Raw genomic sequence first — 22,160 nt, forward strand, 5'->3', positions numbered from 1 at the left:
AAAATTAAGTGTTTGGGTTGAGTAAATTTGATAACGGTTATTTTTTGAATAAACAGACTAAGTAAATAAGTATATAATGTGAGGATAAAGTAAAATTGAATATAAATATTCATATACTTTTCACCTAGTATCATGTATAATAAAGGCATGAATAAGATTTAAAAATAGAGATAAACAAAGAGATAAAACATTGGAGGATTTAGCAATGGCAGTTGTTAATGAAATTATACGTGTTGAAGAAAACGGGGCACTTAGTTTTGGTAACTACGAACTTCAAGAGAAAACAAAAGTAGTAGACTTCGAAGTAGAAGGTAGATTTTATAAAGCAAAAACTTTTTACGAAGTAACTAAACTTAAAAGAGATGGTGCTTTAGTATATGAGTCATTACCAGGAACAGCAGTGCACCAGTTTAAAGTTACAGATAATGGTGTGAGCTTTGAAGTAGAAGGTAATGGTAGTTCACAAATCACCATGGAATTAGAACCAGCTACGGACTATAAACTTATTATTAGTGATGTAACAGTAGGCAATATTCGTTCAACTGTTTCAGGAAAATTAAGCTTTTCTGTAGACTGTGCAAAAGAAGCACAAACAGTAGAAATTAAAAAAGTAAAATAATAAAGTCTATAAGGTCGCCTAAGGAAGAAAGTTTCCCTAGGCGATTTTTTAGTGTGTTCATCATGATTATACACTGGTCCGAATAACAAAAATCATATGAAAGACGTATGTATGGATGAGCTTGATAAGTAGACCTAAGGTCCATAATACTTGATAATGAATATTATAAACAGTCAGATAGATAAGAAAATGGCATTTTTATTGAAGACTCAGAGATAAAGAACTAGAGTGAATTCCAAAGTTATATTCTAAGTAGTGATATAAATTGGAATGCCAAGAAGTCAGAAGGAATCATAGAAATTAAACTTCAATAAATGATTTTGTGTTTCTTATTCGATAGGCGAATAAAGGGTACAATTATCATGTGAATGGAAAAATTAATCCTAAATACGGGAATAATAGATATACTATTAGATATAATTTCTAAGTATCACTATATATAATGAAGAAAAAATAGTAAGTGCATTATATCTAATAATGCGTGCTAAGCAATGCATCCCTGAATCAAGGGAATGGAGAAAGAATAAAGGAAACAAAAGATCAGTAATGCGTTCATGATCAACTCATATGAGAAGTATAAGAAAAGTAGTTTTAAATGATAAAAAGGTTTATACTATAAATGATGCTCAAGGGACTGTAAAATAGCAGTATAGAATAAAAATGATAAGTTTGAGTGCAGGAAAAATTATTTTTCTTTATAGCAGTAAGGCACTAAAAACTTCTATGTATAGTAGAAGAGGGGTAGATTTAAATAAGGGATAGAAAAAGGATAGAAAAAGGATAGAAAAAGATAAAGATAAGAAAAGATAAATATAGGAAAATAAATAAAATAAATAAAATAAATAAAATAAAGAAACAAGGAAAAATAAAAAGATAGTATAAGATAAGAAAGGAATAACTATGGCAAAAGCAAAGCAAATTTATGTATGTACAAGTTGTGGACAAGTCTATTCAAAATGGCAAGGAAAGTGTGATGCCTGTAAGGAATGGAATACAATAGAAGAACAACAACCAGAGCCTGTAAGAAAAACAGGGGGTGCTAGAAGTAAAGGTTCTATTCCTACTAAAAGGTTAGTTGATGTAGAAAGTAGTACATCCGCTCGTATTATTACAGGGATTAGTGAATTTAATCGTGTAATGGGCGGTGGTATTGTTAAGGATTCTCTTACTATTATTACAGCTAGACCTGGAGCAGGTAAATCTACCTTGTTACTTCAGGTAGCTCAAGATGTAGCTAATCAAGGTATGAATGTTCTCTATGCTTCAGGAGAAGAAAGTGATAGCCAAATCAAAAATAGAGCAGAACGTATTTTAGAGAGTATTCATCCGAATATATGGATTCATTCAGATGTAAGTATGAATCATGTTTTAGATTTAATAGAAGAAGTAGAGGCAGACCTCATTATAATAGATAGTATTCAAACCTTTATCATGGAAGAGTATAACTCAAGGCCAGGCAGTCCTGTGCAAACTATGGAATGTGCTAATGCGCTGTTACAAGTTGCGAAAAATGGTACAAAGCCTAGGGCGATTATTATTGTAGGACAAATGACAAAAGATGATGAAATTGCTGGGGTTAGAGCACTAGAGCACTTAGTAGATGCTGTACTTATTATTGAAGGAGAAAGTGGCGAAGAACTGAGAGGAGTAATTGCATCTAAAAATCGCTTTGGTTCTACAGGAGAAGCAGCTTTCTTTGCTATGACAGAAAGAGGTATGGAACCTATTGAAAATCCATCAGAGTATTTTATGACCATGAGAGAAAAAAATGAGCAAGTTTCTGGGTCAGCCCTTACTGTGGTTAGAGAAGGTTCAAGGCCTATTATTGTAGAAATTGAAAGCCTTGTTAGTACGTCATTTACCCCTTATCCAGCTAGAATCAGTGAAAATATGAAGAGAGAGCAACTTAATACGCTTATTTCTATTCTAGAGCAACGAGGTAAGGTACAACTTTATGATAAGAACGTAGTTGTAAAAACAACAGGTGGTTTAAAACTTAAGGAACAAGCTGTTAACTTAGCTGTAGTCATGAGTGTTGTTTCCTCAGAAAAAGGAAAAGGTATACCAAGTGACACTATTTTTATAGCAGATATTGGCCTTACTGGTGAACTTAAAAGAGTACCAACTTTAGAAGCGAGGCTAAAGGAAGCTGATCGCATGGGATATAAAAAAGCTTATGTAGCTAGAAAGGCTCTTCAAAGAGAAGTGACATTTAAAAATCTACAAGTTATTGAGAAAAACACATTAAGTGAAGTGATTTGGAGTGTGTTTGAAGAAAGAAAGGACTTACCATTTTAAATATGACATACTATTGTCAAATTCCATAACTTATAATGTCCATATCATAGTATATGAAGGAGAGATAATAAAATGGAATATGAAATAGTTAATATAACGGAGAAGCTATTAGTAGGTGTAGGTGCTCGCACTAATAATCAATCGCCTAATGTAACACAGATTATAGGAGGTTTATGGCAGCAATTGTTTGGTGAAAACCTCTATTTAACAATGAATCAAAAGAAAGATGATACAACTATTTGTCTTTATGATCACTATGAAGCAGATTGGACAGGAGATTATGATGTAACAATAGGGTGTGAGGTAAATACTATAGAGGGGAATGAGGCTTATATAGTTAAGCATATTCAAGCGGGAAGATATGCCAAGTTTATTTTAAAGGGAGATATGAATCAAGTTGTACCAATGTTTTGGAATAAACTTTGGCAAATGAAAGAATTGAAGAGAAGCTATAAGAGTGACTTTGAACACTATATTAATAATGATGTACAGAATAGTGAGATTCATATGTATATAAGTATAGAATAAAACTTTTTACTTGCATGTATTAAGTCGGAATGAAACATGATTAGAGAAATAAAAAAGCAACGTGACAAATGTCACGTTGCTTTTTTATTTCTCTATAGTAATAGCATCAACTGGGCAGCTACTACAAGCTTCTTCAGCAGCTTCTACTAATTCATCTGCGATTGAATCTGCAATTGGTTCTGATAAACCGTCTGCGTTCATAGTAAAAACTTCTTCAGATATAGATGCACATAAACCGCATCCAATACATATATCATGATCAACGATTGCTTTCATATAAATATACTCCTTTTATAAAAATATTGCTCTACTATAAGTAGTAGAAGATATAGTTATTATAACACGAAGTAATATTAAAAGATAGTAGTTATTGATTATTTAATATTCAATAAAAAGATGGATAACTTCCAAAAGCGACGTATAAATGCAATTTTAAATGCATCAAGCTGCAAAATACTCAGTTCTATAAGTTTTTTGCTTATATGTAAATAAGATTTAAAAGGATAAGTAATGCTTGATTATCAAGGCTCTTTATATGTTATATGTTACATGTACATATAGTTTACATAAATTAACTGGTTAACGCTCTTGCAAAAGCTAAATCTTGTTGTTATAATAAGACCAGATTAAATGAGTTGACATAAAATAAAATGACAGCAGGAGGAAAAGTATGAAGACGGAAAAGAAAAGACAGAAAAAGTCTCTTATTGAGACGATTGGTAAGAAGATACCCGATCCAGTTATTATCTTTATGGGGTTATTTGCCATTACTATGGTTTTAACATATTTCTTAGGCGGAAAAGAGTTCTCAACTTTAGCAAAAGACGGTAGTACAATTACTTATCAAATTAAAAATATGTTCGAAGCAGAGAATATGAGATGGATTTTTGATAACGCGCTACTTAAAAACTGGTTATCATACGGAAACGGCGTATTAGGAACAATTCTTGTTGTTATGTTAGGTGTTGGTTTAGCAGAACAATCAGGTCTTTTATCAACACTTATTAAAAAGGTAGGTCTAAAAGTATCAGATAAGTTTTTGCCATTCATACTTGTATTCTTAGGGATTATGAGTAGTATAGCAACAGATGCAGGATATATTATTCTTGTCCCTTTAGCTGGTTTACTTTATGCAGGGCTTAAGAAAAATCCACTTATCGGTATGGCAGCAGCCTTTGCTGGGGTATCAGCAGGGTTTAGTGCTAACCTGATTCCAGCAACACCAAGTGATATTATTTTAGGTACTAATGCAAAAGCTTTTGCTGAGGCTCAAGGTATACCTTTTGTGACAGCAGCTGGTAAAGCTATTACACCAGCAACAATGCATTACATTTTCATTGTGGTATCAACAATTGCCTTAACACTTGTTGGTGGCTTTATAACGATCAAATTTATTAAACCAAAATTAGAAAAACAAGATTATACTATTCCAGCAGACATGAACTTAAATGAGTTTACTGTTAAACCAGAAGAAAACAAAGCTTTAAAATGGGCAGGACTTGGTCTTCTTATTGGTGGAGCGGTCGTAGCACTTCTTGCATTTGGACCTTTAGCTTCTTATGAAGTAGTAGATGAAGCAACTGGCGTGGCTAAAACAGTAACACCATTAATGGATAACATTATTTTAATCATTACTTTCGTATTCTTTATGCCAGGTTTATTCTATGGCTATAAAGTAGGTAAGTTTAAAAAGATGGAAGACGTTGTAAAAGCAATGTCAACTGCTATGAGTTCAATGGGATATACTATCGTGTTAACATTCTTCTCATATAACTTTTTGGCACTTCTTAGTGAGTCACAACTTGGAACCTATTTAACTTATTTAGGTGCCACAGGTCTCCAAAATATGGGACTTGCAGACTATCCAATTCTATTATTAATCGGATTTATTATTACAACAGCAATAATTAACTTGTTTGTTGGTGGTATGACATCAAAATGGATGTTACTTGGACCGATTTTCATTCCTATGTTATATAATGTAAATAGTTCAATGACACCAGATATGGTTGCAGCAGCATATCGTGTAGCAGACTCTTCAACTAATATTATTACACCATTAATGTCTTATGCAGGTTTAATTCTCGTATTCATGAGAAAATATAAACCTGAATACTCAGTGGGTGATTTAATCAGTTTAATGTTCCCATATTCTATGGCGTTCTTAGTAATATGGACAACTATCCTTATTGGATTCTTCACATTTGGTATCCCATTAGGATTCTAAGAAAATAAAAAGCGGTTACTATTTTTAGTTTTAGACACTAAAAATAGTAACCGCTTTTTATTGAGCCATCATTTATGATGAACATGGATAAAAGATAAGAGAATAATTGCTAAATCATTAAGAATCAATGTAGCATATAAGTTATCATCTTATTTTAAGTGGATTATTCTGTTTCAACTTGACCACGTTGGTAAACCTCATGCCCAACAAAACCAGTTTTTAAGTCCTCCCAAAATTGTTCTTTGAACACAGGAGGGAATATAGGAATTCCAGAAGATTTTAATTCCTGTTCAGAAATGAAGCGACATTCTTTAATATATTGTTCTACAACTTCAGGATCAGTACCAGCTTCTAAATCTTCAATATTATCTACAGTGGTTAAAAAAAACATTCCTAGATGATGTGTATTGATAGCATAATCCACATATTCACTCATATAAATAAGCTGTATAGGACGACAACGAACATGACACTCTTCTTCAACTTCGCGTACAATGGTATCAATAACACTTTCTTCAGGTTCCATACCTCCACCAGGAAGGGTCCACCATTCAAAGCCTGTACGGGGATCTTTTTGACGAAGAACAAGTAGTTCATTGTGTTCATTTAATATGACAGCGGCAGCTCTTGGTCGTAGATTCATAAAAGCCTCCTCAGACTAGTGTGTCATTAATCTACGAACATTATAGCACGAGTTATAAATAATAAATAGGAAAAGTATACAATTCTTAGACATTTTGACAAAATATTAGCGTAAGGAGTATTTGCCCAGTAGTTCAGTGCGGTATTTTTCTTTTTCTAATACATCTGAAAGCGAGAGGTCAAAAGTGTTAGCTATAGCACCTAAATAGAAAAGAACACGCCCTAATTCCTTTTCAAAAAGATCTTCACAACTAGGACATAATTTCCCTGAAATATGAGTACACATTGCATTTTTAATTTCTTCTATAGATGAACTTTCAGTGAAAGTATAGGTTTGTTTATGAGCCTCTATTGTAATGCAGCCACAGGTGGTAGTAGCTTTAGAAATAGTTCGGCAGAGGTGTGTGCAGGCATCTTGTAACTTAGTAGTTTGATCTAAGATACTCTTATTTCTTATTAAAATAGTATCGATGAAATCTTGAAAGGCTTCAAGTTCAGTTGACATATAAATCTCCTTCTTTATGGTAATTATACCTTATTATAGCATTTATAATCTAAAAAATAAACAAAATAATAAATGTTAATTAAATACTGACAAATATAGGGAAGGTTGTTTTTTGTAAAAAAATAAGATAAAGTAAGCTATATGTAAACTTAGATATGTACAAAAAACGCAAAAGTTGATATAATTAAAATGTTGTTTTGAGAAACATATATGCTTTATTAACAACTAAAAAAGGGGTATTAAGATGAAACTTAACTTTGATTACAAAGGCACCAAGATAACCTATGACTTAACGTATAAGAAAACAAAGGCGATATCTATCAAAATTACTGAAGAGGGCAAAGTGAACGTTATTGCACCAATAGGTACCTCTATTTATGCTGTCATGGATAAAGTAAAAGGAAATGCACCATGGATTATCAGTGAGCTATATCGCAATAGACCACAAGCATCGCAGTCGCAATTACTAGAACAATATACGTATTTAGGAAAGAACTATAAGTTAGAGATAGTAACTAGTTCTGAACTAAAAGAAATTAAAGTAAAGATGTTAAGAGGAAAACTTGTAGTTGAAACTTATACAGAATCTACTGCAGAAATAAGACAAGCTATTATTGATTGGTATAAGCAAAAAGTAAATGCGAAGATCAAAGAGCGTTTAAAGGCATATAAAGAAATGTTCGAAATGGTGCCAGCACAAGTTGAAGTAATGGATGATAATACAATTTTATTCCGTAGTGATGAAACCTGCATAACTGCCAATGTAAGAGTGGGAATAATGCCTGTAGAGATTATAGATTATATTTTAGTAAGTAGTTTATGTCGTATAAATGGTCTAGTAGATGGAAAAGAAGTAGGTAAAATGGAAGAAATTATTCCAAGCTTTGAAAAAAGTAAAGAATGGTTAGAAGAAAATAAGAATAAGTTAACTCTATAAAATGTGTTGACAAGTAGTGAGTATATCTAGTATAATTCATGAAGTCAGCACAAAACGGGTTGACTAAAAAGAAAAAATAATGCCTTGACATATAACAAGATAAATGCTATATTGTATAGGCGCTTGTACTTTGAAAACTAAATACAATCAATTATAGATTTGTAAGTTATAGCAATATAACTTGCGCCTAACGATAAATGTACACGCACATTAGTGCAAAAATGTTTGTCAGGGTGTAAAATCTACAATTTAACCGATAATAAATATTCTTTGTATTCAACGAAAGTTGATTAACAAGGCACCAATCATGTGAAAACATGATTAGGCCGCTCAATAATGAGCAATAGGTCAAGCTACTAAGAGCGTAGAGTGGATGCCTTGGCACCGAGAGCCGATGAAGGACGTGATAAGCTGCGAAAAGCTACGGGGAGTTACAAATAAACTTTGATCCGTAGATATCCGAATGGGGAAACCTGGCAGAGCAAACCTCTGTCATCCTATAGCCAATACATAACTATAGGAAGGGAACGAAGGGAACTGAAACATCTAAGTACCTTCAGGAGGAGAAAGAAACATCGATTTCCTAAGTAGCGGCGAGCGAAAGGGAAACAGGCCAAACCAGATTACTTGTAATCTGGGGTTGAGGACTGCGTCATGGCAAGAATGCGGATAGCTGAAGAGTCTGGAAAGTCTCATCAAAGAGGGTGATAATCCCGTAAGCGAAATCCAAGTGAAGCCTAGCAGTATCCAGAGTACCACGAGACACGAGAAACCTTGTGGGAAGCCGGGGGGACCACCCCCCAAGCCTAAATACTCCTCGGTGACCGATAGCGCATAGTACTGTGAAGGAAAGGTGAAAAGAACCCCGGGAGGGGAGTGAAAGAGAACCTGAAACTCTATGTTTACAAGCAGTGGAAGCGCCATATGATGCGCAACCGCGTACTTTTTGTAGAACGGTCCGGCGAGTTACTAGCTGTGGCAAGGTTAAGTACCAGGAGGTACGAAGCCGAAGGGAAACCAAGTCTGAATAGGGCGCCAAAATAGTCATTGTTAGTAGACCCGAAACCGGGTGACCTACCCATGTGCAGGATGAAGTTACCGTAAAAGGTAATGGAGGTCCGAACTCACATCTGTTGAAAAAGGTGGAGATGACGTGTGGGTAGCGGAGAAATTCCAATCGAACCCGGAGATAGCTGGTTCTCCTCGAAATAGCTTTAGGGCTAGCGTTGATAGGAGTCTAATGGAGGTAAAGCACTGAATTGCCTAGGGGGCCCACAAGCTTACCGAAGCATATCAAACTAAGAATGCCATCAAGATACCGTCAGCAGTCAGACTACGAGTGATAAGACACGTGGTCAAAAGGAAAACAGTCCAGACCATCAGCTAAGGTCCCCAAGTGTGTGTTAAGTGGAAAAGGATGTGAGATTTCGAAGACAACTAGGATGTTGGCTTAGAAGCAGCCACTCATTCAAAGAGTGCGTAATAGCTCACTAGTCGAGAGATCTTGCGCCGAAAATGTCCGGGGCTAAAACACACCACCGAAGCTATGGAATTCACAATAGTGGATTGGTAGAGGAGCGTTGTAACGACGCAGAAGCAGTACCGTAAGGAGCTGTGGAGTAATTACAAGTGAGAATGCCGGAATGAGTAGCGAGATACAAGTGAGAATCTTGTAGGCCGAATATCCAAGGTTTCCAGAGTAAAGCTGATCTGCTCTGGGTAAGTCGGGACCTAAGGCGAGGACGAAAGTCGTAGTCGATGGACAACTGGTTCATATTCCAGTACTACCTATTATCAGAACTGCAGGGACGCAGGAGGATAGGCAAACCCAGGAATGGTATCCTGGGCCAAGCACAAAGTCGCACCTAACAGGCAAATCCGTTAGGCGAGGATGAAGTGTGATGGGGATCGAAATAAAAGTAGAGAAGTTGCTGAATCCACACTGCCGAGAAAAGCTGCTATTGCGTGATAGGTACCCGTACCGTAAACCGACACAGGTGGATGAGGAGAGAATCCTAAGGCCGACGGGAGAAGCGTTGTTAAGGAACTCGGCAAAATGACCCCGTAACTTAGGGAGAAGGGGTGCCTACTTAGGTAGGCCGCAGAGAATAGGCCCAAGCAACTGTTTAACAAAAACACAGGTCTTTGCTAAACCGAAAGGTGATGTATAAGGGCTGACGCCTGCCCGGTGCTGGAAGGTTAAGGGGAGAGGTTAGTCTAAGGACGAAGCTTTGAACTTAAGCCCCAGTAAACGGCGGCCGTAACTATAACGGTCCTAAGGTAGCGAAATTCCTTGTCAGGTAAGTTCTGACCCGCACGAAAGGCGTAATGATTTGGGCACTGTCTCGACAGCGCACCCGGTGAAATTGTAGTACCAGTGAAGATGCTGGTTACCCGCGACAGGACGGAAAGACCCCGTGGAGCTTTACTGTAGCTTGATACTGAGGTTGGGTATTACATGTACAGGATAGGAGGGAGACTGAGAAATCTGGACGCCAGTCTAGGTGGAGTCGCCGGTGGGATACCTCTCTTGTAATACTTAACTTCTAACCATGGCCCGTTACCCGGGTCTGGGACAATGTCAGGTGGACAGTTTGACTGGGGCGGTCGCCTCCTAAAGAGTAACGGAGGCGCTCAAAGGTAACCTCAGAATGGTCGGAAACCATTCGAAGAGTGCAAAGGCATAAGGTTGCTTGACTGCGACACCGACGGGTGGAGCAGGTACGAAAGTAGGACTTAGTGATCCGGTGGTATGAAAGTGGGATTGCCATCGCTCAACGGATAAAAGCTACCCCGGGGATAACAGGCTTATCTCCCCCAAGAGTTCACATCGACGGGGAGGTTTGGCACCTCGATGTCGGCTCATCGCATCCTGGAGCTGAAGCAGGTTCCAAGGGTTGGGCTGTTCGCCCATTAAAGCGGTACGCGAGCTGGGTTCAGAACGTCGTGAGACAGTTCGGTCCCTATCCGTCGTGGGCGCAGGAAATTTGAGTGGAGCTGTCCTTAGTACGAGAGGACCGGGATGGACGGACCACTGGTGCATCTGTTGTCTTACCAAAGGCATAGCAGAGTAGCCAAGTCTGGATCTGATAAACGCTGAAGGCATCTAAGCGTGAAGCAGACCACAAGATAAGATTTCCCATCCGAAAGGAGTAAGACCCCTTAGAGACTATGAGGTAGATAGGTTGGAGCTGTAAGTGTAGTAATACATTGAGGTGACCAATACTAACGGTTCGAGGGTTTGACCTAGATAATAAAGGTTGAATAAAAAGATTGTATTTAGTTTTGAAAGTATAATATACTTTTATATTCCTCGATAGCTCAGCGGCAGAGCATCCGGCTGTTAACCGGAGGGTCGTAGGTTCGAACCCTACTCGGGGAGTTTCCTTTAGGAAAGTATAGGGGCATAGTTCAGTTGGTAGAACGTCGGTCTCCAAAACCGAATGTCGTGGGTTCAAGTCCTGCTGCCCCTGTTTTAATATGGTCGCTTAGCTCAGCTGGGAGAGCACCTGCCTTACAAGCAGGGGGTCATAGGTTCGAGCCCTATAGCGACCATTTATATGGCGGAATAGCTCAGTTGGCTAGAGCACACGGTTCATACCCGTGGTGTCGGGGGTTCAAATCCCTCTTCCGCTACTAATAAAAAATCACCTATGTAAAATACATAGGTGATTTTTTATTAGTACTATCTAGTTTTAGTATATATCTAGATAATAAAATGATTTAACTTCCGTTACAGTAATACTCTGAAGGGAAATGTTCATATTCAAAGAATACGAATACTTCTTCCGTTCTCAAGTTAAACATAGTCCATTGTTCTAAATAATATTGTTGGTAACAAAGGGTATGATATTCAGAATCAGAAAGATTAGTATCATCAAAGGTGTATACAGAGTAAAGAGGTGTAGAGCAGTCAGATACATATTGATAAGTAAAATCAAAGGCCTTGGTTTCAAAAGATATATAGGGTTTTAGGTTGTGGTAGATATCTAGATGAGAGGCAATAAATTTACCTAAACCATAGTAAGGAGCAAAACAAAATTGATGCCATTCACTTTTCTCAATTAAAGTTATTTCTTCTATAATGTTTAGTGGAAGAGGACAAATATATTCTTTATGCATGAGTAATGTTTGAGACTTACTGGTTCTTGTCATAACAATGAGGTTAGACATAAGAGGACCTCCTATAATTATATGTTAAATTGTATGTAGATATGAGTTGATAAAAATAGATTTAAGTACAAAAATAGTTACAAAAAATAGTAAAAACTTAGCAAAAAGTGTTGACATGAGTCAGTGGGTTTGGTATACTAACGAAGTATTCCTCGATAGCTCAGCGGCAGAGCATCCGGCTGTTAACCGGAGGGTCGTAGGTTCGAACCCTACTCGGGGAGTTTTCCTTTGGAAATAATATAGGGGCATAGTTCAGTTGGTAGAACGTCGGTCTCCAAAACCGAATGTCGTGGGTTCAAGTCCTGCTGCCCCTGTTTAAAGTTAGGCCCAGTGGTACAGTTGGTTAGCACGCCGCCCTGTCACGGCGGAGGTCGAGGGTTCGAGTCCCTTCTGGGTCGTTTTGGTCGCTTAGCTCAGCTGGGAGAGCACCTGCCTTACAAGCAGGGGGTCATAGGTTCGAGCCCTATAGCGACCATTTATATGGCGGAATAGCTCAGTTGGCTAGAGCACACGGTTCATACCCGTGGTGTCGGGGGTTCAAATCCCTCTTCCGCTATTAGAGCACTTAGATATAATCTAAGTGCTTTTTTTATTTTAAAAAATATGGATAATAAGTTGTTAGATATAATCAAATGAGAGTGTTTTAATATATTTGGGAAATATTATTGTTAATCTAATAGTAGCATTTGTGAAATAAAGGATAAGTTAAATTAATATTTGACACAGAATTTTAACAGATTATTCAGATATATTAATCTAATAATACACTAAAACATGACTATATACAAGTAAAAATGTAATTAAATGGAAATTTGAATGCTATAATATAATCGCATCTATGGACAATAGACATAATTAAGTATAAAATATATTATATAACATAAGCGGGGTGAACAAATGGATATTGCACAATTAAGTACGGCTATGGCTATGCAAAATACAAGTGTAGAGGTAAGTGTAGCAGTTATGAAAATGGGAAAAGAGCTTGTAGAACAAAATGGTAGTCAAATAACAAATATGATGAAACAAATGGAGTTATCCATTAACCCTCATATTGGTAGTAATATTGATGTGACTTTATAAAGAAGAATCCCAAGGGATTCTTTTTTTGTTAAAAATTACGCAAATATATAATAAGTAAAATGGAGTACAATAGTATGAAAAAGACAATATATATATCAGATTTAGATGGAACATTATTAAGTCAGAACAAAGAAATATCTAATGTTACTAAAAATATACTTAAACAACTAAAAAAGAAAGGTTGTAATTTTTCTATTGCCACAGCTAGGACACCTGCTACAGTAGAAGTAATTTTAAAAGAACTAGATATTCAGGAACCTATTATTTTAATGAATGGAGCAGTTTTGTATGATTTAAAGAATCATCGATATTTAGAGGTAGAGTTCATTTCACAGCAGGTTGTAAAGCAAGTATTAATGCAGTTGGATTATTTGATAGAAACGAGTTTTATTTATACAATAGATAATAATGAATTAATAGTACATTATCAGCAGTTAGAAAATGAGTATAAAATAGCTTTTTATCAGGAAAGAGCTAAATCACCATATAAATGTTTTACACAACAAATATTAAAAGATTATACTAAAGTTGCATATTTTGTATTTTTAGACACAGAAGATAGAATTAAAATGATTTATGAAAGAGTGAAAAAAATCGATGGGATTGCTTTAGTTATGTATAAAGATGTTTACAGCAAGGAAGGTTATATTTTAGAAATCTATAGTGATAGGGCTACCAAAGGAAATGCAATTAATAAGTTGAAGAGAAGAGGATATGAGAATGTCATTTGTTTTGGAGACAATCTAAATGATTTATGCATGTTTAAAGTAGCAGATGAAGCTTATGCTGTGGGAAATGCGATGCAAGAAGTAAAAGAAAATGCAACAGCAGTTATAGGAAATAATAATGATGATAGTGTAGCTAGATTTATTCAACTTCATTATGAAAAAATAAAAGAAAAGGAGAATGGATTATGTTAAGAGTTGGTATGGGATATGATGTTCATCAGTTAGTAGAAGAAAGAAAACTTATTATAGGAGGAGTAGAAATTCCACATTATAAAGGATTGCTAGGTCATTCAGATGCAGATGTTCTTATTCATGCCATTATGGATGCTCTTATTGGTGCTATAGGTGAGGGTGATATAGGAAAGCATTTTCCAGACACAGATCCTAAGTATAAAGGAATTAGTAGTATGCAACTATTAAAACATGTTGGACAGCTTTTAAAAGAAAAAAATGCATTAATTCATAATATTGATGCAACTATTATCGTACAGCAACCTAAGATGGCTCCACATATTATGAAAATGAGAGAAAATATTGCTGAGGTTTTACAAATTCAAGTAAGCCAAATCAATATTAAAGCAACAACAGAGGAGAAATTAGGTTTTACAGGTGAAGAAAAAGGTATTTCAAGCCAAGCAATTACTTTAGTTGATCTAATGGATTAAAATAGAAAATAGAATGTAGGGGATGACATGGAAGCAGAAGAGATTAATTTGAGACTACTTAAGTTTTTGGCAAAACAATATCCAACGATGGATCATGCCATTACAGAAATGATAAACTTACAGGCAATATTAAATTTACCTAAGGCTACTGAACATTTCGTATCTGATATTCATGGGGAATATGAGGCATTTTCTCATGTACTTCGTAATGCCTCAGGTGTATTAAAGACTAGAATAGATGAACTTTTTATAAATGAAATGTCAGATAAAGAGAGAAGAGCTTTTGCTATTTTAATCTACTATCCTGAGAAAAAGATGAAGCAAATTGCAGCAATCGAAGAAGAAATGAATGAGTGGTATAGGATTAATTTATTAAGAGTTATCAGACTCTGTAAAGTAATTTCTTCTAAATATACACGATCAAAAGTAAGAAAAGCATTACCAAAAGAATTTGCATATATTATGGAAGAACTACTTAATGAACAGGTAGATACACCTAATAAGGAACAGTACTACTATGAAATCGTAGATCGTATTATTAGTTTAAACAAGGCAGAAGCTTTTATGTGTGCTTTTTGCCATCTTATTCAAAGACTTGCTATAGGACATTTACATGTTTTAGGGGATATTTTTGATAGAGGTCCTCGTGCTGATAAGGTGATGGATATTTTACAGCAATATCACTCTGTAGATATTCAGTGGGGAAATCATGATATACTATGGATGGGAGCTGCTTCAGGTAGCGGAGCCTGTATTGCTAATATTATTAGAAATGCCTGTAAATATTCTAATTTAGAAACTTTAGAAGATGGGTATGGCATCAATTTATTGCCATTAGCCACATTTGCTTTAGACCAATATAAGGACCAAGATTATAGTTTATTTATGCCGGTTATAGATAATGAATGGGATACAAAACAAGACGATGTAAGATTAGTCGCATTAATGCATATGGCTATTACTTTTATTCAGTTTAAACTAGAACATCAACTTATTGAGAAATGCTTTGATAAGGAAATGATGAATAGAGATTTATTAGATAAAATTAATTATCAAGATTATACCATTGCAATTGATGGGGTGACGTATCAATTAAATGCTGATGTTTTTAAGGGGATTAATCCGAAAGCACCATATGACTTATCCAAAGAAGAAATAGAAGTAATAGATAGATTAAGAAGTTCTTTCTTACAAAGTAGTAAGTTACAAGAGCATATTCAATTTATGTTTACTAATGGGAGTATGTACAAGGTATATAATAATAATTTACTTTATCATGGATGCATTTTATTAACAGAAGAAGGAACATTTAAGCAGATACAATTAGATGATAAATATTATTCTGGTAAAGCATATCTAGAGCGTTTAGAAGCAATTGTTAGAGAAGGATATTTTAATGTATTAGATAAAGAAGCAAAACAAAAAGGTATGGATATGATGTGGTATCTTTGGTGCGGTAGTAATTCTCCGGTATTTGGAAAGCAAAAAATGACTACCTTTGAGAGATACTTCATACAAAATGAGGAAACTTGGAAGGAACCTAAAAATAGTTATTATGAGTACCTAGATGATGAGGAAATGGCAATGAGATTATTAATGGAGTTTGGTATTAATAGTGAAGAAGGGCACATTATTAATGGGCATGTACCTGTACAGGTGAAGAAGGGGGAAAAACCTATCAAAGCAGGAGGAAAAATTATTGTTATAGATGGGGGATTCACAAAGGCTTATCAAAAAATTACAGGTATAGCTGGCTATACTTTAATTTATAATTCATTTGGGCTACAACTTGCATCTCATGAACCATTTGAAGGCGTGGAAGAAGCAATTACTTCTGAGAAGGATATGGTAACTTCTATGAATGTGATAGAATACATACCAACCCGTAAACGAGTGAAGGATACAGATATCGGAAAAGATATTGATGGACAAATTAAAGCACTCCTAACACTTGTAGAGTATTATCAATTAGGTTTATTAAAAACAAAAGAAAGTTAGTAATACTAGTTAAGGAGATTGACATTGTTGATAAAGTAATATTTATTAAAAAGAACAAGGATGTGATAGGGAGGTGATTAAATGAAGGAAAAGGCATATTGTCCCACTTGTAAAAAGGAATTAGAACTAATTGCTGCATGTGGAGCTGCTAATTATTTTTGTAATTATTGTAAGAAATTAGTTTCGAGTAAAAGTATTTTAAAGGAAGAAGAAATACAAGAAGAATCACCAAAAGAACAATAAATTGAGAGAGTAATGAATTAAAAGAATAATGAATTAAATAAGAGTAAATCAAATAAACATAAATAAAAAGGGGATATATAGGCCCCTTTTTATTTATTAGGTATCTCATCATTTAGCGTGTCGTGATGTTTTAAATTTAATGATTTATGAAAGTTATTTAAGAGGTAGGATACGAGAAGTGATGTGTTTCATTAAGTGAGTATAAATATCATCTAGTATTGTAAAATCAGTGGCATCAATATAATACTTTTCCAGATCATCATGTAGCATCTTAGCATAAGTAAGATGTGAGAGGCCCTCTTTTACACAAAGTTTATAGCGTTTAGAAATATGAGCTAATTCTTTTTCATAAGTAAGGTCGGTGTCAGGAGAAATGAGTTGTTTATACATATCAATAGTATGATCATCTTCTCTTTTGGGAAAATACTCATGAGGTGAGGTACTGTCAAATATACAAACTTCAAGCTCTGGTATGATAAGCATATCTAAGCTATCAGGATCAAAGCCACAATGATAAACTTCTACATCTAAACCTCTAAGTTGAGCCGTAGCTAATAGTTTTTTGAGTAATGTTGATTTGCCAGAGCCAGGGCGCCCTTTAATAAAATAACGCTTTTTCATAGGTTCGATTAAATCTGGGACAAAGTCAAAGGCACCTTTAGGAGTGGAGCCACCAAAGAAGCGATGCATAATTGTACTTCGTTTAGAAAGTTGTGTGGTGCCTAATATTTCACTAATAACTTCCTGAGTTAAAACATTGGCTTTTTTGAAGTTCATATGATCGATATAAATTTTTTCCCATTCATCATGAATAGCAAGAGCTTCTGCAAATTTCTCATAAGCTTTTGGATAACAAGCAGCAATTTCTTCTTGTAGATAAAGAATTTCTTTTTTGTGCTTACTTAATTCTTCAATATTCCAAGCTATGCCTAGATTAATATATTCTTCTATAGCACCAGGTGCAGTAGGTTCTACTACATGAGGAGAAGTACCATCTACTATGCCTATACTAAGCGTTCTACAGATAAGACCATCCAATGAATCTGGATCGGAGGAGCAATGAATATATTCAACAGAGTATTCTTTTTCTTCTAATGCAGTACCTATTTTTTTCATAAGAGAGGATTTACCAGTACCAGGACCACCCTTTAATATATATATTTTATTCAAACTCTTTAAATTAGAAGGGAAAAAATTTTGAAAACCTTTGGCAGAGTTAGCACATACGAAATAATGCTTTGAAAATATAGTCATTAAAAACACTTCCTTAAAAAACAATGAGTCATACTTATCATATGATAAAGCAAGAGACATTGTGAAAGAGGAAAGAATATGAAATAGTATAGCATATTACTATTAGGTTGATTTATAATTGAATAGATGAGAGATAAGCTAGTTCTAGATGTAAGATATAACAGAAACAATGAAATGAGAAAATATATAAAATAAATATAGATTGAGAAGGTACCTGTGCTTATAAACTTATGAAGGGATTAGGTCCATAATGTAATAAAGAATAGGGGGAGGTCTATAATGCGAAAATTAGGGCGTATAAAAGAAAGTATGATCAGCTTATGCATTGTTATTTTTTGTTTACTGGGGATTTTTATTGTAATAATCATTACTCCACGTTTAGAAGCAAAGTATGAATCAAAAGATGAACACTTGGAGCAAGAAATGATAGAAGTTTTACCAGAAGAAGAGCAAGAGTTAATAATTGATATTGAAGCATTATTTGAATATAAGGGTACCTCTATTAATGATGAAGAAGAGTTGAAGGAACTAATAAGTATTTTACCAGAAGGAAATGAGATAGAGCAGATTATTATGCCTAATGAGGCAGGAAAGTATGGAATACAAATACAGTATAAAAAGGTATCGAATACTAGTGGGATAAATAGAAGCAAAGTTGAGCAGATGATGCTTTTAAATAGTACCCTATTAATGAGTCTGTGCAATGACTTAAATGCAGTTACAATGAAGACTTATATAGGAAATGATTTTGTGGAGCGATTTATTTATAGGGGAGATTTAGATAGCTACTTTCAAGAAGATATTAGAGCAAGTCGAACGTTAGAAGAGTTTAGGAAATATAGTGAGTGCTTTTTGAAACAAGAAGCTGTTACACAATATATGGGTCAAAAGTATACATACAGTACAGAGCTAGGAGAAAAAGTTGATCAGTTTTTTAAGTTAAATTTTCCAGTAGGTCAATTGGCAAATGCAGATAAAATGCCCTATATAGATGAGGACTTGGGAGAAGATTTAATCAAGGATTATGGATATCGTTTGTTTGTAGAAGGGTTAAAATATAATAATGACTATATCAATTATTATAGTGCATATCGTTTACTAGAATTTTATAGTATACCTGAATTAGAAGAAATGCTAATAGAGTTAGCTATCTGCAAAAATAGGACAAGCAATGAACAAGTTAAACTTGCATGTACTTATGTAATGGAAATACTGGGAAATCAATCTATACAGGAGCCGACTTGGATAACAAGGTTTAGAGAAAATACTTTTGGTGGTGGAAGAAAGGTATATATAATTCGAGAGGGGAAAATAAAAGAGTGGGGAGAATGGGAGATACCAACAGCTATCAAGGAGTTTTCTATATCACCTGACGGAGAAATGGTATGGTGTTATGGCGTAACATCAGAACAGGAGTATGCTTATGTAGCACCAATCGAAAATGAGGAATGTTATAGTTTGGGTAATATAGAAATTGAAATGAAAAATGATGAAGCTATTCCAGAATTAATGAGTTGGGCAAAAGAACAGTTAAAACGAAAATCACTCCTGGCACCTATAGATTTAAATAGCAATTTAGAGGTCAAAGCAGATTGGTTTAGTAAAGCCTTTTTAAAACTACAATTAATTTCAAATGAGCCCCAAAAAGCACAAGACCTATTTTATAATCCAGAAACACACCTATTAACACCAGTAACGCTTGATGATGAAGATTATAGCTTAACACAGTTGGTGTATGATTTAAATGAAACATTATCATTAAAGGGATATACACATATTACGCAAGGAGGAATAGAAGCAGAAGGGGTAAGATTATATTTAGGTGAGGATTATATAACAGTCTATGAATATAGTAGTATAGAGGAGCAAGAGAAAAGTAAGCAATCATTGCAAGAATTGATACTAGGGAGCAATACGAGTCGTACTAAGAAAAAAGTATACTTTTTTGAAAAGGGAAGGTTACAAATAGTTTATGAGGGAACTGAGCCTGAGATAATAGAGTATCTAATAAAAGAACTGGATCTTCCTGCAAATTAGCGCAGCTTGCTAAAATTTAAAAATAATCATATACTAATAAGGTTGTAATAAGTATTGACAAGGGGGAAACAGGGTGAATAGACAACAAGAATTAGAAAATACTTCTATAGGAAGATTATTATTAAAATATTCTATTCCTGCTATTATTGGAATGCTTGTAAATGCACTTTATAATGTAGTGGATAGAGGATTTATAGGAAATATTCCCGATGTAGGAAATGCTGCTATGGCTGGTGTTGTTATTACTATGCCAATCGTGACTATTATTTTAGGATTTTCCATGCTCATTGGAATAGGAACAACTGCTTATATTTCTATTAAGTTAGGTGAACATCAACGAGAAGAAGCAGAAAAAGCATTAGGAAATGGGTTTGTTATAGCTACGTTTATGGCACTTATTTTAATGGTACTAGGACTTATTTTTGCACCTCATTTATTGAAATTATTTGGTGGAAATGAAGAAACCATACCTTACGGAGCTCAATATATAAATATCTTTTTAGTGGGGACTCTATTTAATGTATTAGGGTTTTGTTTTACCAGTATTATGCGTGCTGATGGTAGCCCTAAGATGTCTTCTGTATGCATGGTAATTGGATGCGTACTTAATATTATTTTAGACTATGTATTTGTATTTGTTATTCAAATGGGTATAGAGGGAGCAGCATTAGCAACAATTATCTCACAAGCTGTTACTGCTATTATTGGCTTATGGCATTTTACAAAAGGAAAGTCAGGCTTAAAATTAAGAAAGCACTATTTTAAATGTGACTTAAGTGTCATTAAAAATATAGTTGCTATAGGTATGGCACCAGCAACTATGCAAATGGCGATCAGTTTAGTACAAGTAGTCATGAATAATGTATTAAATCGTACAGGAGGACAAGTAGCTGTAGCAGCTATGGGTGTTATAAGTGCTGTGACGATGCTAGTGCTTATGCCTATTTTTGGGATTAATCAAGGAGCACAGCCTATTATTGGCTATAATTATGGCGCTAAAAACTATAGGCGTGCGAAGGAAACAAGCATTCTTTCCATGATAGCAGCAACTATTATTTTAACTATAGGCTGTATTATTATTGAAATAATGCCGGGCTTCTTTGTTAGAATATTTGATGGCACAGGAGAGATTGCCCCTGTTGCAGTACCTGGAATTAGAATCTATGTTCTAACTTTACCTATTTTAGCAGTTTCTATTATGGGATCAAATTATTTTCAAGCTATTGGAAAAGCGAAGGTGGCTACAGTACTTAGCCTTTTAAGACAAGTATTGGTACTTATTCCTGTTATTTATATTGCCTCTTCTATAGGAGGATTAACAGGTGCGTGGTGTGCACAGCCAATTAGTGATGTGATTTGTACAGTGATAGTTGGTTTTGTGTTAATTAAAGAATTTAGAAGCTATAAAGAAAATAGCCATGAGGTATTATTAAAAAGCCAAACAAGTGAATAAAATAGATAAGCTTAAAAGATATAAGAGCATTTAAGAAAAGTTAAATAAGCAATTTATAGATAAATATAAAAAAGAAGCTACAATACTTAAGCGTATTGTAGCTTCTTTTTTGAATAGTAAAATTGACTATTGAGGATAATTTAAATTAGCATTTGTGAGCTTAAGAAGTACATTTTCTAGATACTGTTTAGCTTCATATCTTGCCATTGGAAGATTTAAATCTAAGTAGTTACCACAGTCTCTTGCTGTAGCACCAGGAATTTCTCCCTCAAAATGAGAAATGAATTCAAATAGCTCAGTAATAAGTGGTGCAATTTCTTTAGGATTTCTATTACCTTTTAAGATAAGATAGAAGCCCGTACGGCACCCCATTGGCCCAAAGTAAATAGTCTCATCAGCAAAAGTAGGATGATTACGTAAAAAAGTAGCACCAATGTGTTCAATGGCATGAATTTCAGCAGTATTTAAAACAGGTTCTAAATTAGGACGTTTCATACGTAGGTCATAAGTTGTAATAGTATAATCGCCAATAGCATCTACACGTGAAGTATAAATCCCAGGCAATAAGTCAATATGATTAACAGTAAAACTAGCAATCTTTTTCATAGTGTAATCCTTTCTTTAAATTAATATTTTTATAAAACACATGAACTACTACCAAGTTAGTAGATATAGTTGAATTTACCTCCATTATACTCTAAGAATGATTATTCGTATAGATGATAGTTTATAGTTTTCCCTTGATTTAGCAGAAGTTGTCTGATAACATA

18 protein-coding genes, 9 tRNA genes and 1 rRNA gene are annotated in these 22,160 nt (G+C 34.7%); 22 read left to right on the top strand and 6 right to left on the bottom strand.

Annotation, left to right across the window (positions count from 1 at the left end; translation table 11 throughout):
* Nucleotides 1-205: 205 nt before the first annotated feature.
* The 3 genes from QTL86_RS01805 to QTL86_RS01815 all read left to right on the top strand — a co-directional run bounded on the left by QTL86_RS01805 (nt 206) and on the right by QTL86_RS01815 (nt 3,445).
* Complete coding sequence (locus QTL86_RS01805; protein ID WP_013657988.1) at nt 206-619, top strand: hypothetical protein; 414 nt, start codon at nt 206-208, stop codon at nt 617-619.
* A gap of 900 nt (nt 620-1,519) precedes the next feature.
* Complete coding sequence (gene radA, locus QTL86_RS01810; protein WP_013657987.1) at nt 1,520-2,917, top strand: DNA repair protein RadA; 1,398 nt, start codon at nt 1,520-1,522, stop codon at nt 2,915-2,917.
* 72 nt (nt 2,918-2,989) lie between these two features.
* Nucleotides 2,990-3,445, top strand: coding sequence for a GyrI-like domain-containing protein (locus QTL86_RS01815; protein WP_013657986.1), 456 nt, complete (start codon nt 2,990-2,992; stop codon nt 3,443-3,445).
* Nucleotides 3,446-3,529: 84 nt separating this feature from the next.
* Here QTL86_RS01815 and QTL86_RS01820 read toward each other — a convergent pair whose 3' ends face one another.
* On the bottom strand, nt 3,530-3,721 hold the full coding sequence (locus QTL86_RS01820) for a ferredoxin (protein ID WP_013657985.1): 192 nt from the start codon (nt 3,719-3,721) through the stop codon (nt 3,530-3,532).
* Between the two features lie 394 nt (nt 3,722-4,115).
* Here QTL86_RS01820 and QTL86_RS01825 point away from each other — a divergent pair, with 394 nt between their 5' ends.
* Complete coding sequence (locus QTL86_RS01825) at nt 4,116-5,672, top strand: AbgT family transporter (RefSeq protein ID WP_013657984.1); 1,557 nt, start codon at nt 4,116-4,118, stop codon at nt 5,670-5,672.
* A 163-nt stretch (nt 5,673-5,835) separates the two neighbouring features.
* Here the strand turns inward: QTL86_RS01825 and QTL86_RS01830 are convergent, their stop codons facing one another.
* Entirely contained in the window at nt 5,836-6,315 is a 480-nt protein-coding gene (locus QTL86_RS01830) for an NUDIX domain-containing protein (RefSeq protein WP_013657983.1), read from the bottom strand.
* Nucleotides 6,316-6,420: 105 nt separating this feature from the next.
* Entirely contained in the window at nt 6,421-6,819 is a 399-nt protein-coding gene (locus QTL86_RS01835) for a hypothetical protein (protein ID WP_410496319.1), read from the bottom strand.
* A gap of 244 nt (nt 6,820-7,063) precedes the next feature.
* Here QTL86_RS01835 and QTL86_RS01840 point away from each other — a divergent pair, with 244 nt between their 5' ends.
* From QTL86_RS01840 to QTL86_RS01865, 6 genes are all read left to right on the top strand, one after another.
* A complete protein-coding gene (locus QTL86_RS01840; protein ID WP_013657981.1) occupies nt 7,064-7,756 on the top strand; it encodes a M48 family metallopeptidase in 693 nt (230 codons plus the stop codon).
* Nucleotides 7,757-8,102: 346 nt separating this feature from the next.
* Nucleotides 8,103-11,005, top strand: a 23S ribosomal RNA gene (locus tag QTL86_RS01845).
* Between the two features lie 61 nt (nt 11,006-11,066).
* Nucleotides 11,067-11,138: transfer RNA gene (locus tag QTL86_RS01850), tRNA-Asn, on the top strand.
* 18 nt (nt 11,139-11,156) lie between these two features.
* Nucleotides 11,157-11,229, top strand: a tRNA-Trp gene (locus tag QTL86_RS01855).
* Nucleotides 11,230-11,238: 9 nt separating this feature from the next.
* Nucleotides 11,239-11,311: transfer RNA gene (locus QTL86_RS01860), tRNA-Val, on the top strand.
* A gap of 7 nt (nt 11,312-11,318) precedes the next feature.
* Nucleotides 11,319-11,392, top strand: a tRNA-Met gene (locus QTL86_RS01865).
* 87 nt (nt 11,393-11,479) lie between these two features.
* Here the strand turns inward: QTL86_RS01865 and QTL86_RS01870 are convergent.
* Nucleotides 11,480-11,929 carry a hypothetical protein gene (locus QTL86_RS01870; RefSeq protein ID WP_127067352.1) on the bottom strand — a complete coding sequence of 150 codons (450 nt, stop codon included), beginning with the start codon at nt 11,927-11,929 and terminating at the stop codon, nt 11,480-11,482.
* Between the two features lie 149 nt (nt 11,930-12,078).
* On the opposite strand from QTL86_RS01870, the gene QTL86_RS01875 reads away from it, so the two are divergent.
* The 10 genes from QTL86_RS01875 to QTL86_RS01920 all read left to right on the top strand — a co-directional run bounded on the left by QTL86_RS01875 (nt 12,079) and on the right by QTL86_RS01920 (nt 16,646).
* Nucleotides 12,079-12,150: transfer RNA gene (locus QTL86_RS01875), tRNA-Asn, on the top strand.
* Nucleotides 12,151-12,170: 20 nt separating this feature from the next.
* Nucleotides 12,171-12,243, top strand: a tRNA-Trp gene (locus QTL86_RS01880).
* Nucleotides 12,244-12,253: 10 nt separating this feature from the next.
* Nucleotides 12,254-12,327, top strand: a tRNA-Asp gene (locus QTL86_RS01885).
* Nucleotides 12,328-12,331: 4 nt separating this feature from the next.
* Nucleotides 12,332-12,404, top strand: a tRNA-Val gene (locus QTL86_RS01890).
* 7 nt (nt 12,405-12,411) lie between these two features.
* A tRNA-Met gene (locus tag QTL86_RS01895) sits at nt 12,412-12,485 on the top strand.
* 341 nt (nt 12,486-12,826) lie between these two features.
* Nucleotides 12,827-13,012: a YjfB family protein gene (locus QTL86_RS01900; protein ID WP_013657979.1), complete on the top strand. Its 186-nt coding sequence runs from the start codon at nt 12,827-12,829 to the stop codon at nt 13,010-13,012.
* Nucleotides 13,013-13,086: 74 nt separating this feature from the next.
* Nucleotides 13,087-13,932, top strand: a complete 846-nt coding sequence (locus QTL86_RS01905; RefSeq protein WP_190283384.1) for an HAD family hydrolase — start codon at nt 13,087-13,089, stop codon at nt 13,930-13,932.
* Nucleotides 13,926-14,405 carry a 2-C-methyl-D-erythritol 2,4-cyclodiphosphate synthase gene (gene ispF / locus QTL86_RS01910; protein WP_127067350.1) on the top strand — a complete coding sequence of 160 codons (480 nt, stop codon included), beginning with the start codon at nt 13,926-13,928 and terminating at the stop codon, nt 14,403-14,405. The genes QTL86_RS01905 and ispF overlap by 7 nt, the downstream gene beginning before the upstream one ends.
* A gap of 27 nt (nt 14,406-14,432) precedes the next feature.
* Nucleotides 14,433-16,403: a fructose-1,6-bisphosphatase gene (locus QTL86_RS01915; protein WP_127067349.1), complete on the top strand. Its 1,971-nt coding sequence runs from the start codon at nt 14,433-14,435 to the stop codon at nt 16,401-16,403.
* An 81-nt stretch (nt 16,404-16,484) separates the two neighbouring features.
* Nucleotides 16,485-16,646 carry a zinc-ribbon domain-containing protein gene (locus QTL86_RS01920; protein WP_410496320.1) on the top strand — a complete coding sequence of 54 codons (162 nt, stop codon included), beginning with the start codon at nt 16,485-16,487 and terminating at the stop codon, nt 16,644-16,646.
* A gap of 153 nt (nt 16,647-16,799) precedes the next feature.
* On the opposite strand, the gene QTL86_RS01925 is transcribed toward QTL86_RS01920, so the two are convergent.
* Nucleotides 16,800-17,762, bottom strand: a complete 963-nt coding sequence (locus tag QTL86_RS01925) for a PRK06851 family protein (RefSeq protein ID WP_410496321.1) — start codon at nt 17,760-17,762, stop codon at nt 16,800-16,802.
* Nucleotides 17,763-18,179: 417 nt separating this feature from the next.
* Here QTL86_RS01925 and QTL86_RS01930 point away from each other — a divergent pair, with 417 nt between their 5' ends.
* Nucleotides 18,180-19,937: a hypothetical protein gene (locus QTL86_RS01930; protein ID WP_127067348.1), complete on the top strand. Its 1,758-nt coding sequence runs from the start codon at nt 18,180-18,182 to the stop codon at nt 19,935-19,937.
* A gap of 73 nt (nt 19,938-20,010) precedes the next feature.
* A complete protein-coding gene (locus tag QTL86_RS01935) occupies nt 20,011-21,390 on the top strand; it encodes an MATE family efflux transporter (RefSeq protein ID WP_127067347.1) in 1,380 nt (459 codons plus the stop codon).
* Between the two features lie 126 nt (nt 21,391-21,516).
* Here the strand turns inward: QTL86_RS01935 and QTL86_RS01940 are convergent, their stop codons facing one another.
* On the bottom strand, nt 21,517-21,996 hold the full coding sequence (locus QTL86_RS01940; protein ID WP_127067346.1) for an S-ribosylhomocysteine lyase: 480 nt from the start codon (nt 21,994-21,996) through the stop codon (nt 21,517-21,519).
* Nucleotides 21,997-22,160: the final 164 nt, after the last annotated feature.

Origin of the sequence: Cellulosilyticum sp. ST5 (assembly GCF_046529625.1) — a bacterium.
In the GTDB taxonomy this organism is placed as follows: Bacteria; Bacillota; Clostridia; order Lachnospirales; family Cellulosilyticaceae; genus Cellulosilyticum; species Cellulosilyticum lentocellum.